This is a genomic window from Ruegeria sp. YS9, assembly GCF_024628725.1.
Lineage (GTDB): Bacteria > Pseudomonadota > Alphaproteobacteria > Rhodobacterales > Rhodobacteraceae > Ruegeria > Ruegeria atlantica_C.
The window spans coordinates 1,185,624-1,199,504 of the sequence record NZ_CP102409.1 but is presented as its reverse complement, the minus strand read 5'-3'; the positions used below and the strand labels follow the sequence as shown (position 1 = coordinate 1,199,504).

General features: G+C 59.9%; 15 protein-coding genes. 11 read left to right on the top strand and 4 right to left on the bottom strand.

What is annotated here, in order from left to right:
• The first annotated feature begins 3 nt into the window (after positions 1-3).
• From NOR97_RS06135 to NOR97_RS06125, 3 genes are all read left to right on the top strand, one after another.
• Complete coding sequence (locus tag NOR97_RS06135; protein WP_257600559.1) at positions 4-522, top strand: hypothetical protein; 519 nt, start codon at positions 4-6, stop codon at positions 520-522.
• Between the two features lie 2 nt (positions 523-524).
• On the top strand, positions 525-1,937 hold the full coding sequence (locus tag NOR97_RS06130) for an exonuclease domain-containing protein (protein ID WP_257600558.1): 1,413 nt from the start codon (positions 525-527) through the stop codon (positions 1,935-1,937).
• 88 nt (positions 1,938-2,025) lie between these two features.
• The gene (locus NOR97_RS06125) at positions 2,026-2,526 is read left to right on the top strand and encodes a flavin reductase family protein (RefSeq protein ID WP_170344652.1); all 501 of its coding nucleotides are present in this window, start codon (positions 2,026-2,028) and stop codon (positions 2,524-2,526) included.
• Here the strand turns inward: NOR97_RS06125 and NOR97_RS06120 are convergent.
• Genes NOR97_RS06120 through NOR97_RS06110 form a run of 3 tightly spaced genes read right to left on the bottom strand, consistent with a single transcriptional unit; the run spans position 2,523 to position 4,755 of the window.
• Positions 2,523-3,002 (bottom strand): DUF6505 family protein, encoded by a 480-nt coding sequence (locus NOR97_RS06120; RefSeq protein WP_257600557.1) that lies wholly within the window; start codon positions 3,000-3,002, stop codon positions 2,523-2,525. The genes NOR97_RS06125 and NOR97_RS06120 overlap by 4 nt on opposite strands.
• The gene (locus NOR97_RS06115; RefSeq protein ID WP_257600556.1) at positions 2,999-3,697 is read right to left on the bottom strand and encodes a biotin/lipoate--protein ligase family protein; all 699 of its coding nucleotides are present in this window, start codon (positions 3,695-3,697) and stop codon (positions 2,999-3,001) included. Before NOR97_RS06115 ends, NOR97_RS06120 begins: the two co-directional genes overlap by 4 nt.
• A complete protein-coding gene (locus NOR97_RS06110; protein ID WP_257600555.1) occupies positions 3,694-4,755 on the bottom strand; it encodes an Mrp/NBP35 family ATP-binding protein in 1,062 nt (353 codons plus the stop codon). Before NOR97_RS06110 ends, NOR97_RS06115 begins: the two co-directional genes overlap by 4 nt.
• Positions 4,756-4,877: 122 nt before the next feature.
• On the opposite strand from NOR97_RS06110, the gene NOR97_RS06105 reads away from it, so the two are divergent.
• Positions 4,878-5,606, top strand: a complete 729-nt coding sequence (locus tag NOR97_RS06105) for a cytochrome c (protein ID WP_257600554.1) — start codon at positions 4,878-4,880, stop codon at positions 5,604-5,606.
• Here the strand turns inward: NOR97_RS06105 and NOR97_RS06100 are convergent.
• On the bottom strand, positions 5,600-7,552 hold the full coding sequence (locus NOR97_RS06100; RefSeq protein WP_257600553.1) for a 4Fe-4S binding protein: 1,953 nt from the start codon (positions 7,550-7,552) through the stop codon (positions 5,600-5,602). The two genes, NOR97_RS06105 and NOR97_RS06100, sit on opposite strands and share 7 nt — an antisense overlap.
• Positions 7,553-7,815: 263 nt before the next feature.
• On the opposite strand from NOR97_RS06100, the gene NOR97_RS06095 reads away from it, so the two are divergent.
• The 7 genes from NOR97_RS06095 to NOR97_RS06065 all read left to right on the top strand — a co-directional run bounded on the left by NOR97_RS06095 (position 7,816) and on the right by NOR97_RS06065 (position 13,877).
• Positions 7,816-8,370 (top strand): DUF3305 domain-containing protein, encoded by a 555-nt coding sequence (locus tag NOR97_RS06095; protein ID WP_257600552.1) that lies wholly within the window; start codon positions 7,816-7,818, stop codon positions 8,368-8,370.
• The gene (locus NOR97_RS06090; protein WP_257600551.1) at positions 8,367-8,948 is read left to right on the top strand and encodes a DUF3306 domain-containing protein; all 582 of its coding nucleotides are present in this window, start codon (positions 8,367-8,369) and stop codon (positions 8,946-8,948) included. The genes NOR97_RS06095 and NOR97_RS06090 overlap by 4 nt, the downstream gene beginning before the upstream one ends.
• Before the next feature lie 4 nt (positions 8,949-8,952).
• Positions 8,953-9,564, top strand: coding sequence for a molecular chaperone (locus NOR97_RS06085; RefSeq protein ID WP_257600550.1), 612 nt, complete (start codon positions 8,953-8,955; stop codon positions 9,562-9,564).
• 57 nt (positions 9,565-9,621) lie between these two features.
• The gene (locus NOR97_RS06080) at positions 9,622-9,810 is read left to right on the top strand and encodes a twin-arginine translocation signal domain-containing protein (RefSeq protein ID WP_257600549.1); all 189 of its coding nucleotides are present in this window, start codon (positions 9,622-9,624) and stop codon (positions 9,808-9,810) included.
• 105 nt (positions 9,811-9,915) lie between these two features.
• The gene (locus NOR97_RS06075) at positions 9,916-12,810 is read left to right on the top strand and encodes a formate dehydrogenase subunit alpha (RefSeq protein WP_257600548.1); all 2,895 of its coding nucleotides are present in this window, start codon (positions 9,916-9,918) and stop codon (positions 12,808-12,810) included.
• A 12-nt stretch (positions 12,811-12,822) separates the two neighbouring features.
• Positions 12,823-13,416, top strand: a complete 594-nt coding sequence (gene fdh3B / locus NOR97_RS06070) for a formate dehydrogenase FDH3 subunit beta (protein WP_010439472.1) — start codon at positions 12,823-12,825, stop codon at positions 13,414-13,416.
• A gap of 110 nt (positions 13,417-13,526) precedes the next feature.
• Complete coding sequence (locus tag NOR97_RS06065) at positions 13,527-13,877, top strand: putative quinol monooxygenase (protein WP_257600547.1); 351 nt, start codon at positions 13,527-13,529, stop codon at positions 13,875-13,877.
• Positions 13,878-13,881 lie beyond the last annotated feature (4 nt).

The window sequence follows — 13,881 nt, the reverse complement described above, 5'->3', positions numbered from 1 at the left end:
CACATGTTTCTGGAACTGATCGGCACGGTTTTTGCGGGGATCGCATTTGCAGGCATCGTTCTTCTGTTGAACAAGCTGACCGGAGGACGTTTGCCGAAATGGACCACTTCGGTTGCGGCTGGCCTCGGTATGATCGGAATGACCATCACCAGCGAATATTCCTGGTATGACCGCACGCGCGACCAACTGCCCGAAGAGATGACAATCGTGCAAAAGGTCGAAAGCCGCGCATTTTATCGTCCCTGGACCTACGCGGTGCCGTTCGTTGATCGCTTTGCGGCAATCGACACCGTATCTGTGCGGACAAATGAAAACGTTCCGGAACAACGGCTTGTCGATCTTTACTTCTTTGGCCGCTGGGCTCCGGTTTCGAAACTGCCGGTGGCCGTGAACTGTGCAGAAAACCGCCGCGCCAACCTGGCGGATGGTGCCGAATTTGCCGAGGACGGGCGTCTGGTGAACGCTGACTGGATTGCAGCCGGAGCCAATGACCCCGTCATCGCAGCCACTTGCGGGGTGTGATCATGCTGACCGGATTGAGTTTGAGGCTCAGGATTTTTCTGTTCTTCTGCCTCCTGGCTTTTGGAGGGGTTGCGATAAGTGCCACCGCTCTCTGGATCACCTATTCCCGCGCGGGAAATCCTGATCTTTTGAATGATTTCGTCTTTGCTGAAATCCTGATCGGATTTGGATTGCTGGCACTGGTTGCAGGTGTTTGGCTGCTATTTGACGACAACGTCGCCAAACCGATCGAACGGCTTTCCGCCCAGCTGCGTGCCCGTGCTCATGCCGGTGTAAGCACCGACCTGGACATGCAGGCCGCGCGTTATCTGGGCGATCTTGCCCCGGCTGCGGCGGGATTGGCGGAACAACTCGCCTCGAACGCCATGCGCACAGCCGAGGCCGTGGCCGCCGAAACCGCGCATCTGGCCGCAGAAAAACAACGCCTGACCGCCCTGTTGACCGAGATCCCCGTGGCCATGCTGCTGGCCAGTCCGAAGCACCAGATCGTTCTGTACGATGGGCAGGCCGCCGAGGTTCTCGCCCAGATCGCGCATCCTCGTCTGAACGCCTCTCTTTTCGAATATCTCGAAGCCACCGGCCTGACAGACGCTTATGCCAAGATGTGCAAAACCGGAAAGGACGTCTATTGCACCCTGTCCAGCGTGGATGGGCGGCAGACATATTCCGCCCGGATGAAACCTTTGGGGGATGCACCCGGGTATATGCTGGTCTTCGAAGACAGCGCAGCGCAAATGTCACCAGATGATGCCCGCCCGCTGGTCTATGATTTCGAACTTCTCAATACGCCGGGGGATGATGCGTTCGAGAACCGCCCCCTGTCGGATCTGTGCTTCGTGGTCTTCGACACGGAAACAACCGGTTTGCTGCCACACAAGGATGAGATCGTGCAGATCGGCGCAGTACGCGTCCTGAACGGCAAAATCGTTCAGGGTGAGCATCTGGACATGCTGGTTGATCCCGGCATTCCCATTCCACCTGCCTCGACCAAGGTACACAAGATCAGCGATCGCATGGTTCAGGGCGCGCCCGATATTGCCGAAGCCGGGCGCGTATTCCATCAGTTTTCGCGTGACGCGGTGATCGTGGCGCATAACGCCCCGTTCGATATGGCGTTCCTGCGCCGCCAAGCCGATCGGATGGGTGTTGAATGGGATCATCCGATACTCGACACGGTCTTGCTGTCTGCGGTGCTGTTCGGGGCAAGCGACACGCACACACTGGATGCCTTGTGTGAAAGGCTGGAAATCACGATCCCCGAAACGTTGCGCCATACCGCACTTGGCGATGCGGTTGCCACGGCCGAGGCATTGGTCAAGATGCTGCCGATCCTGAAAGCCCGTGGCCTGACGACTTTTGGAGAGGTGATCATGGAAACCCGCAAACATGGTCGTTTGCTGGAAGATCTGAACTGACGGCATAAATTGCACCCTGCAGTCAGCTTTTCATGGACAATCCGGGCGGCGCATGGCACCTGATGCGCGGCCAAGGATTAAGCGCGCAATGACCGAAAAGACCTTTACACCGACCCCGGATCAAAGCCCCGCCTTTCGGGAAGCGCTGGGATGCTTTGGCACCGGCGTCACGGTAATTACCGCGCAATCCGACAACGGTCCGCGTGCCATTACGGTGAATTCATTTGCCTCGGTCTCATTGGAGCCGCCACTGGTCCTGTGGTGTCTGGCCAAGGAATCATTCCGATTCGATACGTTCAGTACCTGTGATCTCTATTCGATCCACGTCATGGCGCAGGATCAGCAGGAACAGGCGTTGCGGTTTGCACGCGATGGGGCGGATTTCTCACATGCGGACTGGACCGAGGATGAGGCCGGGCGCCCGCATCTAGCCCAGTGTCTGGCCCGGTTCGATTGCCGTCTGCATGCCCGTCATGACGCCGGTGATCATCTGATCATCGTGGGTCAGGTGGAACAGGTCATGTATCGCACCGGCAAAGGGCTGATCTTCAAACGCGGGCAGTTCGGCGGTTTTGTCGACCTGATCTAATCGTCCAGCGAACCGTGAACCGCGAGCGCCTCCAGCTCCGCGTCCTGTGGAGTGATGACCCGAAAAGCTTCGTGCACGCCTGTGTCGGTCAATTCCCTTGCGACGGTCAACAGCGTGTTGGCCGTATGGTCTTCGCACAACTCTGACATGTGGTCGATTTCAGCTAGCGCAACGCCCAATGCGGCCTCGACCGAAGGTGCGCCATAGAACTGCACAAAATGTTCGGCCAGATCACGCGTGATCTGTTTTTTCTCTGCGGCTTCGATCTGCGTCACGGCCACAAAAGTTACCCGGCCAAAGGTTTCCAATCCCAGCCAACCGTTCGCAAAGGCCTGTCGCGCCTTGCCTTCAAGATCACCCTGACCCCAGTTCGAAAACTCGAACCCGCCCGAAACGCACCACTCACCGGTGCGCGCCGGGGAATGAAACACGTTCATGTCGCTTTCGTCGAAATGGATCGCTCGGGCCAGTTTCATTCTCGGTTCTCCAACAAGTCGGTCAGGGGGCGCAGATGCGTATCGACCCCGTCGCGGATCAGCATCCCGAAACGTTCATCCGTTCCAAGGAATACGCCACCATCGATCAGCGGTTCGCCCACGCCGCGCAGCAGGCCCATCCATTCGGCGTGCAAGGATGCGTTGCCATCCTCCTGCCAACGGTTGAGCCAGGTCAACATATGCCGTGACCAACTTTCCACCAGCTGCGTTGCAGAAACCTCGGCACAGCCTTCATCGTACAGCGCGGTGATATCTGGGGTTTCACCCGGCGCATCACTGGTTTGCAACAGCGTCAGTTCCCAACCGACGACCAGCCAGTCCGGCTCTTCCTGAGGCATTGATGCCGACGCCGCCGTCCGGAACCGGCCGCAACGCGCCCCGTTCACGCAAATCAGACCATCCCAACCCAGATGCACCGCAAGTTCTGGTGGGGCCAAGGCGCCCAGCGCGTTCTGGAATCCCACAGCGCAGAGTGGCAACATCACCACCGCATCCTGCAACGGCACCTCGGGGGCAAAAACAATTGCCACCCGCAGGAAATCCGCCTGAATATTGTAAACCACCGTCCCCGCATCACAGCCCAGCGCAGCCATTGCCAGCGCGCGCTCGAACGGGTCTTCCCCACCCTGAACCGGGTGGCCCGTCAGCAAGGGTGGGAAAACCGGCTGGCTCATGCGTTGCCTTTGGCAATCATGTCGCGGGCGATCTTGCGGAATGCCTCGGCCTGCGGGCTGTCAGGTTTGCTGACCACGATGGGCGCGCCTCCGTCAGCGGCGACCCGGATGTCCAGATGCAAGGGGATTTCGCCCAGCAGCGGCACGCCCAGCGCCTCTGCCTCGGACTTGACACCTCCATGACCGAAAACGTGTTCTTCATGCCCGCAGTTCGAACAGATATGCGTGGACATGTTTTCGATCATCCCGATGATGGGTGTCTTGAGCTGATTGAACATGTCGATCCCCTTGCGGGCATCGATCAGGGCCACGTCTTGCGGCGTCGAGACGACAATGGCTCCGTCCACCTGGAACTTCTGGCTCAGCGTCAGTTGCACGTCGCCTGTACCGGGTGGCAGATCGACGATCAGAACATCCAACGCGCCCCATTGCACCTGGCTCATCATTTGTTGCAGCGCACCCATCAGCATCGGCCCGCGCCAGACAACCGCCTGACCTTCATTGGTCATCAAGCCCATCGACATCATGGTGACGCCGTGGTTGCGCAGCGGCAGGATCGTCTTGCCGTCAGGGCTGGCCGGGCGGCCCGAGACACCCAGCATCCGGGGCTGCGACGGCCCGTAGACATCGGCGTCCAGCAGACCCACACGCCAACCTTCTGCGGCCAATGCGCAGGCAAGGTTGGCCGAAACGGTTGATTTGCCTACCCCACCCTTGCCGGACGCAACGGCAATGATCCGATCCACACCCGGCACCGCCTGCGGCCCGGTTTGCGATGGCTTGGGTTTCGGTTTCAGTTCCGGCGGAGCCTTGTCGGAATGCGCGGTCATCAAGGCCGAAACATTTGCAACGCCCTCCACCATCTGAGCGGCCTTTTCAGCCGTGGCGCGGACGGGTTCCATCTTTTCCGCGTGCTTCGGGTCGATCTCAAGCACGAAGCGTACCGTGTCGCCATCTACATTCAGGGCGCGCACGATGCCCGCGCTTACGATGTCCTGCCCGGATACCGGGTCGGTGATCTTTTTCAGGTTCGCCAGAACCGCGTCACGAACACTCATGCTTGTTCCCCTTGATGTGCCCTGCTGACAGGGGCGCGCATATCGACTCGCCGCTCATTGCACGTGTCTCCGTCTTTGTCTGTTCATTTGACGCATCCCGCCCCGCGAAGTTACGTTGAGCCATGCGCTTTGTCCTCTTGTGCCTGAGCCTGACGCTCTCTGCCACCCCCTCTTGGCCACAAGAGGCGATTGGCCTTGCGGCCCCGGCCGAGGTTAAAGACTCTGGCCTGTTGCAACATATCCTTCCTCGCTTCTCTCTCAAGACCGGGATCCGTGTTATTGCAGACGACGCCGGGGTTATGGTGCTGGAAACCGCTCCGCCCGGTGATCCGGTCTTTGCCCGCGGCGAGGTGATCTATCACCTGCGTATCGAAGACAGTGACCGCCAGGCCCGTTTTCTGGAATGGCTGAAGTCGGACATCGGCAAGCGCACGGTGGAAAGCTTTGCTCCGGCAGACGGAGAACCCTACTCTGCCAATTTTGATATTGCCGTGGTTGAATCCGGTGACATCGTCGAAGGCGACACCCAACTCGGCGAAGAATTGTCGATGACCCATTGCGGGCGCTGTCATGTCATCGGGCCAAGGAACCGTATGAATGGCCTGGGGTCGACGCCCTCTTTCGCCGTTCTGCGCGCAATGCCTGACTGGTCGCGGCGGTTCGAGGCGTTTTTCGCCCTGAACCCCCACCCTGCATTCACGCAGATCGACGGGCTGACGCCCCCTTTTGATCCCGAACGCCCTTCCCCAATTCACCCGGTTGAGATGACATTGGATGATCTTGACGCGATCCTTGCGTTCGTATCGCGCATCGACGCCGCAGATTTGGGCGCCCCCCTTAAGCTTCAGTGATCCTTTCTGTCCGAATAGTAATCCTCGGTCGTGACGACCCGAGGCCTGGGTTTTGACTGGAACGGATTGTCTTGGTGTTGGAACTGCACGTTCACCCGGCAATCGTCACACATCTGGATCATCCGCGCCTGATCCGAAGTCGCGAACATCGGGTGCGTGCCCGACAGCTTCTCCATGATCCGCTCGACCGTGGACTTCACGCCGAACAGCGCCCCGCATTCCACGCAGGCAAAAGGTTCTTCTTCGTTCAGAACCTGCTGTGACAGGGCCGCGTCGCTGAGATCAAGTTGTGGAACAAGCGTGATCGCATCCTCGGGGCAAATGGTCTTGCACATCCCGCATTGCAGACAGGCGTCTTGCTGGAAGTTCAGTTGCGGCTTGTCCGGGTTGTCGATCAAGGCACCGGATGGGCATAGCGACACGCAGCTGAGGCACAGGGTGCAGCTGTCGGTATTCACTGCAACCGCCCCGTAAGGCGCATTCTCGGGCAATGGCAAAGGCGCGTCGGCCTGCGGGTTCAGCGCCTGCGCTGCCAGCCGTGCAATTTGCCGGCGATTGCCCATAGGCAGAACCGGATCGGACAAAGGCCGGGGCACCGCTTGCCCGTACAGCAGATCGGACATCGCATCGGGGTCAGCCTCATCAATCAGGCCGGTGCCCTCTGGGCCTGCAATGGCATGTGCCAATTCAAGTTCCCGGTTCAGCGCTTCGCGTTCGGTCGACGGTGCCAAAAGAACATCCACCCGTGCAAACCCATGCGCCAGAGCCGCCAGCATCTCGGCATGGCCAAAGCCGGATATCACGTTCAGTTCCAAAGGGATGACGTCCGAAGGCAATCCACGCCCGAAACGCGCGGCCAACCTAATCATCTCGGCCCCGTGGGCGTCATGGACAAGCAGCCGAGGCGCGGTGCCGCCGGCCCGTCGATAGGTGCGAGCCAGAATATGCATCCGCGACAACAGCGCCGAAACAGGTGGGTCTTCATAGGTTATGGCCGTCGAAGGGCACAGCGCGGCGCATGCACCACAGCCTGCACATACCATCGGATCGACGGCAACATACTCGCCCGCCGGGGAAATCGCTCCGGTTGGGCAGATATCCAGACAGTTGGAACAGCCCACCTGCCCGGCCCGGGAATGGGCACACAGGGTTTCTTCCACCCGCACATAAAGTGGCTTTTCGAATGTTCCCACCAATTGCGCGGCTTCAAAAGCCAGCCTTTCCACCGCAACCGCATCCCTGGGATCAGCCCGCAGATAGCCTTCGCGCTTGGCCGGGGCCTGTACGAAAGGCGTTTCTCCTGCCAGGTCAATGACAATGTCGCATGCGGAATGCGCGCCGTCCTTTGGATCGGTCCATGCAAACGCGCCGCGCCCACCGGGCACGACCTGCTGAAGCGCGTCCAGACGCAGCGAAAACCCACCGAGCGCACCGGAAACCGAACGCAACCGCCCCCGCACCACGTCATAGTCCCGCGACAGAGGTTCCGACAGATCAGTCGTCATAACGGTCACTGCCAACGAATCCGCCAGACGCTCAGCCAGATCAAAGGCCACCGCACCGGGCCCGATGATGAAACAAGTGCCTTCACTGAAGACATCCACACTGGGTGTTACCGGTTGCGCCAGAACGGCCTCGGCCGCCAATGCGGCCATCTTGGGGGTCGCATCCGCACCTTGGTCGGACCACCCGGCCCGATCGCGCAGATCGACAATCCCGGGCGCGTCGATATTCAGATCTTCGGCCAGTGACCGAAAAACTTCCTGCTCTTGCAGGCAGGCAATGACTGTTTCGCCTTCCTGCATCAGCTTGGCGGCTGTTTCCAGTTCGGATGTACAAAGCGCGGTATGCACTCTGGAACACCTGATACTGCAAGCGCTCTCAATCACGTCCGGGTCCAGCACCTGAGTACCGGCGCAATCACATAGCAGAAGTTTCGTGGCCATATCCGCTCCTCGGGAAACCGTCCCGGTTCCATGCACACTAGGCTGTACCCCCGGGAAAGCAACTTCAACCCCTTGCCGCATTTCCTGCACAGGGTTGAATTTCGGCAATAAATGCCAGGAAACACAAGCATTCACGGGGCCTGCTCACGCAGTTGCTACCTTGGACTACGACCAAAGTCGTAGAGCATAGGCTTGGCACAAAGCCAGTTTGTGTACCATAGTGGACGTGGAAAGGCACGTGAGAGCCTTTCGGGGAGGAGCCAGTGGCCAAGGCCGCAAGCCAAAGTGAAATGCCGGTTGGCGTCATCGTGCGCAAGACACCCGGGGTCACACGTTGGGCCCGGTGGAACTGGCGTGCCGTGGCCCTTTTACCCGGCGCGGGGCCGGCCGACTGGCAGGAGTTGCGCCGTGAAGGCGATGCGGTCGAGTATCACGCGGCCACCCTGCCCCTGACGCTCTGGGCAGATGAAACCGAAGCCTACATGGTCAACCTGTCGGATGGTCAGCCTTCGCTGTACCTTGTGCTGCGGGACGAACTGAAGGGCGAAACACCCCTGAATGCAGTGCTGATCACCGCCTCTCCGTTCGAGGGGCAGGACTATGCGGATACTGGCGAAGAAATTGTCGAGAAGATCCCGATGACCGAAGGGTTGATTGCCTGGGTTCGCGATTTCGCTCTGAAACATCATCAGCACGAAGTGTTCGTCAAGCGCCGCCGCGACAAGAAGCGGACAGATCTGGTTGAAGACGGCAAGGGTGACGCGCGCATCCGGCAGACGTCGGACGTGTACCGCGCCCCGAGAAAGGCGCTGCAATGACCCGGCCCGATGGTTTCTGGTCTCGCCGAAAGGCCGCCGTTCAGGCCGAAGCCAAAGCCGAAGCGCTGGCCCTTGAAGAACAGGTAATCGCAGAACGGCAAGCGGAGCTGGAAGAAAAGGATGACGCCGAGATTCTGGCCGAGTTCAACCTTCCCGACCCAGAGACCCTGCAACCCGGTGACGATGTTTCGGGCTTCATGGCCAAGGCCGTGCCCGATCGCCTGCGTCGCCGCGCCCTGCGTCGGCTGTGGCGGCTGAACCCGGTTCTGGCCAATGTCGACGGGCTGGTTGATTACGGCGAGGACTATACCGATGCGGCCTGCGTGATCGAAAACATGCAAACCGCCTATCAGGTTGGCAAAGGCATGCTGGCGCATATCGAAGCACTGGCGGCCGACGCGGAAGAGGCCAAAGATGATGCACCCGAAGGCGAAGTCGGTACGCGCGCTGAACCCGAGGCCGCGCCGGTCGAACCCGATCCCGTTCCCGAGCCGGTTTCCGTCGCTCGGGTGGAAGAGCCGGAAGAAGTCGACCTTCCCCCGGTGCCACGTCGAATGACATTTGAATTTGAAGGATGACCGAATGACCACAAGTGACGCGCACGCTCTGGACGTTTCAGCCGAGGATCGCCTGCGCGCGGATTTCTACAACTTTCTGGGCTTGCTGCTCGCCGGCCCGCCCGACCAGATGCTGCTGGATCAAATGGCGGGCCTCAGCGGTGATGACACTGATCTTGGTCAGGCCATCCAAGCCATGGCGCGGGTCGCCAAGGTCACCAAGCCCGCCGCCGCTGAACGGGAATTCAATGCATTGTTCATCGGTTTGGGTCGGGGCGAATTGCTGCCCTATGCCAGCTTCTACCTCACGGGCTTCCTGAACGAGAAACCTTTGGCGCAGCTTCGCAATGACATGGCGGTGCGTGGGATCACACGCGCCCAGAACGTGTTTGAGCCCGAGGACAACATCGCCTCATTGATGGAGATGATGGCAGGCATGATCGTTGGGCGTTTTGGCGGCCCGGCATCCCTTGGTGACCAGAAAGCGTTCTGGAACAAACATATCGGCCCCTGGGCCGCACATTTCTATTCGGATTTGGAAGCTGCCGAGAACTCGGTTCTCTATGCATCCGTCGGCACCGCCGGTCGGGTGTTCATGGAGATCGAGCGCGAAGCGTTCCGGATGACGGCGGGGTAGCCCGCACATCGCCGGTGCCCTGTGGGCACCAAACCGCAATTGGGACAGGAGGAGCCCATGAGCAAGACCAAGGAAGAAGGCGCCACACGCCGCGACTTCCTCAAACTGGCCGGAACCGCAGCACCAGCTGCCGTTGCCACCGCCAGCCTGACCGGGAAAGCCGAAGCGGCCGAACTGCCGACAGACGATACCCGCATTCAGGATACCGCGCATACGCGCGCCTACATCGAGAGCACCCGGTTCTAGGATCGGACGTTTTCACACCCGACTGACGGTTGCGATTGGCCCCGACGTCGGCTTCAGCAGTACCAAGCCAGCCGTGGCATACACGGCGCGCAAGGGAGGAAACAAATGCTTAGGAAAAAGACCAACGGGGTTGCGAAACGCCCCCAGCGGACAAGTATCCTGTCCCAGGTCGGCGAGAAAACCGTCGATCGCCGCGCATTTCTGCGTGGCTCGGGCCTGACGATCGGCGGCCTCGCCGCGATCAGCGCCACGGGTGGAACCGTGACACCAGCCAGTGCCCAGACAGCGGCAAACCAAGCCGTTGAAAATATCAAATCCGTCTGCACGCATTGCTCGGTCGGCTGTACGGTCGTTGCCGAAGTTCAGAATGGGGTCTGGATCGGGCAGGAACCCGGTTGGGACAGCCCGTTCAACCTGGGTGCACACTGCGCCAAAGGGGCATCGGTTCGCGAGCACGCCCATGGCGAACGCCGCCTTAAATATCCGATGAAAAAGGAAGGCGGAGAGTGGAAGCGCATCAGCTGGGAAGAGGCGATCAACGAGATCGGCGACGGCATGATGAGCATCCGCGAAGAATCCGGGCCAGACAGCGTATACTGGTTGGGTTCCGCCAAGCACAACAACGAACAGGCCTATCTGTTCCGCAAGTTCGCGGCCTATTGGGGCACGAACAACGTGGACCATCAGGCCCGTATCTGCCACTCGACCACCGTTGCGGGTGTTGCGAATACATGGGGCTACGGCGCCATGACCAACAGCTACAACGACATGCACAACAGCAAGGCGATCTTCATCATCGGCGGCAACCCGGCCGAGGCGCATCCCGTCTCGCTGCTGCATATTCTGCGCGCAAAAGAGCAGAACAACGCGCCACTGATCGTCTGCGACCCGCGCTTTACACGCACCGCGGCGCATGCGGATGAATATGTCCGTTTCCGCCCCGGCACAGATGTTGCGCTGATCTGGGGTATCCTCTGGCACATCTTCGATAACGGTTGGGAAGACAAAGAGTTCATCCGCACCCGCGTCTGGGGCATGGATCAGATCCGCGAAGAAGTTGCCAAGTGGAATCCGGACGAGGTGGAACGCGTCACCGGTACTCCGGGGTCGCAGTTGAAGCGTGTTGCCCGCACGATGGCCAACAACCGTCCGGGTACGGTTGTCTGGTGCATGGGCGGCACCCAGCACACCAACGGCAACAACAACACCCGCGCCTATTGCGTACTTCAGCTTGCTTTGGGCAACATGGGAACCTCGGGCGGAGGCACCAACATCTTCCGCGGCCATGACAACGTTCAGGGCGCAACCGACCTTGGTGTTCTGTCCCACACCCTGCCCGGCTATTATGGCCTGTCCGCAGGCGCATGGGGTCACTGGGCCCGCGTCTGGGGAGAAGACCCGGAGTGGCTGGCCGGTCAATTCGCCACGATCAAGGACAAGGACGGCAAGGACAAGCCGTTGCAGAACGAGCGCGGCATCCCGGTTTCCCGCTGGATCGACGGTGTTCTGGAAGACCCGGCGAACATGGATCAGGACAACAATGTCCGCGCCATGGTTCTGTGGGGCCACGCGCCCAACTCGCAGACCCGGATGACGGAAATGAAGACGGCGATGGAGAAGCTGGACATGCTGGTCGTGATCGACCCGTATCCCACCGTTTCTGCCGTTCTGCATGACCGCACCGATGGCGTTTACCTGCTGCCGGCCTGTACGCAGTTCGAAACGCGTGGCTCGGTCACGGCGTCGAACCGTTCGCTGCAATGGCGTGACAAGGTGGTTGACCCGCTGTTCGAAAGTCTGCCGGACGAGGTCATCATGGCCAAGTTCGCCAACAAGTTCGGCTGGGCGGATCGGTTCTTCCGCAATATCGAGATGGAAGACCCCGAAACCCCGAATGTTGAAAGCATCACGCGCGAGTTCAACGCGGGCCTCTGGACCATCGGCTATACCGGTCAGTCGCCGGAACGTCTGAAAAGCCATATGGCCAACCAGCACACGTTCGACAGAACCACGTTGCAAGCCATTGGTGGACCAAACGACGGCGAATACTACGGTCTGCCGTGGCCGTGCTGGGGCACACCGGAAATGGGCCATACGGGGACACCGAACCTCTATGACATGTCCAAACCGGTGGCCGAAGGCGGCCTGACCTTCCGTGCCCGTTTCGGTGTGGAGCGCGACGGCGACAACCTGCTGGCCGAAGGGGTCTATAGCGTTGGATCGGAAATTCAGGATGGATACCCTGAGTTTACGATGCAGATGCTGATGGATCTTGGCTGGGACGGTGATCTGACGGCCGAGGAACGCGCGGCCATCGACGCCGTGGCGGGGCCAAAGACCAACTGGAAAACCGACCTGTCCGGCGGTATCCAGCGGGTCGCGATCGCACATGGCTGTGCGCCCTTCGGGAACGCCAAGGCCCGCGCGGTTGTCTGGACCTTCCCGGATCCGATCCCGCTGCATCGCGAACCGCTCTATACGAACCGGCGCGATCTGGTGGCCGACTATCCGACCTACGAGGACCGTCAGGCCTATCGCCTGCCCACCCTTTACGCATCGATTCAAAAGAACGACTTTTCAAAGGATTACCCGATAATCCTGACATCAGGTCGTCTGGTCGAGTATGAAGGCGGCGGTGATGAAACCCGGTCGAACCCGTGGCTGGCCGAGCTTCAGCAGGACATGTTCGTCGAGATCAATCCGCGCGACGCCAACAACCTTGGTATTCGGGACGGATCACAGGTCTGGGTCGAGGGTCCCGAGGGCGGAAAGGTCAAGGTGATGGCAATGCTGACCAACAGGGTCGGTGCCGGCGTGGCCTTCATGCCGTTCCACTTCGGCGGCCATTTCCAGGGCGAGGACCTGAGGGAGAAATACCCCGCTGGTGCAGACCCCTATGTGCTGGGTGAAAGCACCAACACCGCCCAGACCTATGGCTATGATTCAGTGACCCAGATGCAGGAGACCAAGGCGACTCTCTGCAAGATCTGGGCAGCGTAAGGAGGACGACAAATGGCTAGAGCAAAGTTTCTCTGCGACGCTGAACGCTGCATCGAGTGCAACGCCTGCGTAACCGCGTGCAAGAACGAACACGAGGTGCCGTGGGGCATCAATCGCCGCCGGGTGGTGACGATCAATGACGGCAACCCGGGCGAACGCTCGATCTCGGTCGCCTGTATGCATTGTTCGGATGCGCCCTGCATGGCGGTGTGCCCGGTCGACTGCTTCTATCAGAACGAAGAAGGGGTCGTCCTGCACTCCAAGGACCTGTGCATTGGCTGCGGCTATTGCTTCTATGCGTGCCCCTTCGGCGCGCCGCAATATCCACAGGCGGGTAACTTCGGATCGCGCGGCAAGATGGACAAATGTACCTTCTGCGCCGGCGGCCCTGAGGAAACGCACTCGACCGCAGAGTTCGCCAAATACGGTCGCAACCGGATCGCCGAGGGCAAGCTGCCCATCTGCGCCGAGATGTGTTCCACCAAGGCCCTGCTCGCCGGTGACGGCGACGTGGTTTCCGCAGTTTACCGCGAACGCGTCGTGGCGCGCGGTTTCGGTTCGGGCGCCTGGGGTTGGGGCACGGCCTACGACCAGAAAGACGGCTGAAGTCCGGCCTTGAAAAAACAGCCTCCCGCCCTTTGCGGGGGGCTTTTCAGGTGATGTGATCGGGGATCCGTTTCCTGAAACGTCACACCAAACATATTTGAGAGGCACGCATGACCAATGATGTTTACTGGCTGCTGAAGCTTGACCTTGATCTGGATAAAAAGGATGAGTTCGAAGCGCTTATGGCAGAAATGGTCACGGCCACGCAGCACGAGACCGGCGCCAGAAGCTATGATTGGCACATGACCGGTTCGGCCGTCCATATCTTCGAACGCTACGCCAGTTCCGAAGATGCCATGATACATATGCAAAACTTCGGTGCCAATTTTGCTGAACGGTTTCTGGCCCTTCTGACGCCAGTGGGGTTGGACGTGTATGGTCCGGCCAAGGATGATCTTCGCGAAGCGCTCGCACCGGTCGGCGCCGTCTTTCACCAGCAAATTGGCGGGTTTGACCGCTGATATG

Coding starts and splice junctions, on each gene's coding strand:
- NOR97_RS06135 (WP_257600559.1), top strand. CDS start 4: ATGTTTCTGGAACTGATCGGCACGGTTTTTGCGGGGATCGCATTTGCA.
- NOR97_RS06130 (WP_257600558.1), top strand. CDS start 525: ATGCTGACCGGATTGAGTTTGAGGCTCAGGATTTTTCTGTTCTTCTGC.
- NOR97_RS06125 (WP_170344652.1), top strand. CDS start 2,026: ATGACCGAAAAGACCTTTACACCGACCCCGGATCAAAGCCCCGCCTTT.
- NOR97_RS06120 (WP_257600557.1), bottom strand. CDS start 3,002: ATGAAACTGGCCCGAGCGATCCATTTCGACGAAAGCGACATGAACGTG.
- NOR97_RS06115 (WP_257600556.1), bottom strand. CDS start 3,697: ATGAGCCAGCCGGTTTTCCCACCCTTGCTGACGGGCCACCCGGTTCAG.
- NOR97_RS06110 (WP_257600555.1), bottom strand. CDS start 4,755: ATGAGTGTTCGTGACGCGGTTCTGGCGAACCTGAAAAAGATCACCGAC.
- NOR97_RS06105 (WP_257600554.1), top strand. CDS start 4,878: ATGCGCTTTGTCCTCTTGTGCCTGAGCCTGACGCTCTCTGCCACCCCC.
- NOR97_RS06100 (WP_257600553.1), bottom strand. CDS start 7,552: ATGGCCACGAAACTTCTGCTATGTGATTGCGCCGGTACTCAGGTGCTG.
- NOR97_RS06090 (WP_257600551.1), top strand. CDS start 8,367: ATGACCCGGCCCGATGGTTTCTGGTCTCGCCGAAAGGCCGCCGTTCAG.
- NOR97_RS06085 (WP_257600550.1), top strand. CDS start 8,953: ATGACCACAAGTGACGCGCACGCTCTGGACGTTTCAGCCGAGGATCGC.
- NOR97_RS06080 (WP_257600549.1), top strand. CDS start 9,622: ATGAGCAAGACCAAGGAAGAAGGCGCCACACGCCGCGACTTCCTCAAA.
- NOR97_RS06075 (WP_257600548.1), top strand. CDS start 9,916: ATGCTTAGGAAAAAGACCAACGGGGTTGCGAAACGCCCCCAGCGGACA.
- fdh3B (WP_010439472.1), top strand. CDS start 12,823: ATGGCTAGAGCAAAGTTTCTCTGCGACGCTGAACGCTGCATCGAGTGC.
- NOR97_RS06065 (WP_257600547.1), top strand. CDS start 13,527: ATGACCAATGATGTTTACTGGCTGCTGAAGCTTGACCTTGATCTGGAT.